This is a genomic window from Streptomyces sp. UNOC14_S4 (genome assembly GCF_020740835.1).
GTDB lineage: Bacteria > Actinomycetota > Actinomycetes > Streptomycetales > Streptomycetaceae > Streptomyces.
Genome location: NZ_JAINFC010000786.1, coordinates 1 through 2,393, shown reverse-complemented (window position 1 = coordinate 2,393; position 2,393 = coordinate 1). Strand labels below are relative to the sequence as shown.

The window sequence follows — 2,393 nt, the reverse complement described above, 5'->3', positions numbered from 1 at the left end:
GCGTGGGCCGCGCCGGGCGCGGCCAGGGCGGACACCGCGGTCAGCAGCAGCGCGCTTGCCGACAGCACGGCCTGACGGACGGTGAGGTGTACGGGCATACCGGACTCCGGTCGTATGTGGGGGGCGTGCGGGGCGCCGGGGGAGGCGCGCCGGGCCCATGATGCGACCGGCGGAATTTACGCGGGTAGACACCGGAGGTGAATTCTTGGCACAGTCATGACAATAGTCGAGCGGCCGCCGGCTGAACGGATTCCGGCCGAGCGCGCCGGGCGTACGCCGTAGTGCGTGGGAGTGCGCTGTTGTGCTGCGGGTGGCCTCGCATACCCCGGTCGGCAGATCTGGCATCTTTGTGCGCTCAGTGGGTGAATGTTCGTGCGCTGTCGTGCGAGGTGGGTGGCGCGGTGAGCGTGTGGAGCGTGGTGACGCACAGCCCTGACGCAGGGGCTGAGGGAGGTGCCTGGCACGCTTCCCCTGGTCTTCGAAGGCACCACCGAGCACACCGGTCCTGCCGGGAAGCTGCGCACCGTACGGGCAGGGAGGGGTTGTTCCGCACAGTCTTGTCGGGCCACATCATGAACCGCTTGTTCGTGATCGGCGAATACCGGATTGCCGAGGTCGCGCCATGGACACGCCCAGCACCCGCTTGACCCGGAATGCATTCGAGGAGAGAGCATTCGTCTATTACGAAACGAAGCGGTCCGATGCGCTCAACCTTGATCTCGGGCATGTCGACGGCTTTTACCATCACCACTTCGCGATCGATGACTTCGATCGCAGCATCCTGGACGATACGGACCGCGACAGCCGGGAGCGGCGTATCCGGGCGGAGATCCACCGTTTGGAGACCGACCAGGTCAGCACCTTCGTCGAAGCCCTCGGGAACCTCCCGGCCACAGCCCGGGTCCTCGACGCGGGGTGCGGCCGCGGTGGCACCAGCTTGCTGCTGCACCAGGCGTTCGGGTGCGCGGTCGACGGCGTGAACTTCTCCGCCTACCAGGTGCGGTTCGCCCGCGCCCAGGCCGAGCAGCGCGGCGTCGCCGACCGGGTGCGATTCCACGAGGCCAACATGGTCGCTACCCCCTTCGCCGCCGAGACGTTCGACTGTGTGATCTCGAACGAGACGACGATGTACGCGGAGCTTCCCGAGGCATTCGCCGAGTTCACCCGCGTCCTCAAACCCGGTGGCACCTACGTTCTGACCACCTGGTGCGTCAACGACCCGTTCGGCACCAGCCCGCCCGAGGCGGCGGCCATCGACCGGCACTAACGCCTGCGCGGGCGCGGTCCGGCCGGACGGCGGCGGCCCGCCGATCGGGGGCGACACCCTGATCCACAGCTTCTCCACCGGCAAGGGCTTCACCGCCACCCTCGTCCACGTCCTCGCCGAGCGGGGTCTCGTCGACTACGACGCGCCCATCGCCCGCTACTGGCCCGAGTTCGCCGCCCGCGGCAAGGAACGCGTCACCGTACGCCATGCCCTGACCCATACCGCCGGGGTGCCGCAGCTGCCCGCGGGCATCACGGCGGACGAGCTGTGCGACTGGGACACCATGTGCGCGGTCGTCGCGGACCTGGAGCCGCTGTGGGAGCCGGGTTCCGGCAGCGGCTACCACGGCTGGACCTTCGGCTGGCTCCTCGGCGAGACCGTGCGCCGCGTCACCGGGATGACGCCGGGGCAGGCGCTGCGCGCCTACGTCGCGGAACCGCTCGGCGTGGCCGACGAGCTCTTCTTCGGCCTGCCCGAAGGCGAACTGGGCCGGACGGCACCGCTGGTGGAGGGCAACTGGGCGGCGTGGCTGGAGTCCCTTCCGCCGTCGGCGCCGTTCGTCCGGCTGGTCGCGCCGAACCGCGACGTGTGGACCACCGCCGAGCTGGCCAACCGCCGCTCGTACCTGCTCGCCGACCTGCCCTCGTGCGGCACCACGACCGCACGGGCGGCCGCGCGCATGTACGCCGCGCTCCTCGGCGACGTCGACGGCGTACGCCTGCTCGGGCCGGAACGGCTGGATCTCGCCACGGAGGTGGCGGTCAGCGGAAAGGACCGCATGCTGCTGGGGCGGTTCGCGAAGGGGCTCGGCTACTTCCTGGGACTGCCGGAGACGGGTGGCGGGCTCATGGCCTTCGGCCATCACGGGAGCGGGGGCAGCGTCGCCTTCGCCGACCGCGAGCGCGGGCTGGCCTTCGCGCTCACCCGGACCCGGCTCGTCGCGGGTGAGGAGGGCTCGACGGGGCGGGTGATCGCGGACGCGGTCCGTGACTGTCTGCGGTCAACTACCTGGCCCTGAAGGGCCAGGCTTGCAGGCAGAGTGAGACGTGATGCCCCACTGTGGTTTCCTGCGTCCGGTACCGCTAGGCGGTACTGGGGCGGTTGACTGCGCCCCGCTGCCACGCGG

The 2,393-nt window shown here is 70.2% G+C and carries 1 protein-coding gene and 1 pseudogene; both read left to right on the top strand.

The annotated features are described in order from the left end of the window. Positions 1-622: 622 nt before the first annotated feature. Positions 623-1,267, top strand: coding sequence for a cyclopropane-fatty-acyl-phospholipid synthase family protein (locus tag K6I34_RS35720; protein ID WP_229332187.1), 645 nt, complete (start codon positions 623-625; stop codon positions 1,265-1,267). Between the two features lie 37 nt (positions 1,268-1,304). Continuing rightward, a pseudogene (locus K6I34_RS35715) lies at positions 1,305-2,285 on the top strand (serine hydrolase domain-containing protein); the annotation flags it as partial. Positions 2,286-2,393: the final 108 nt, after the last annotated feature.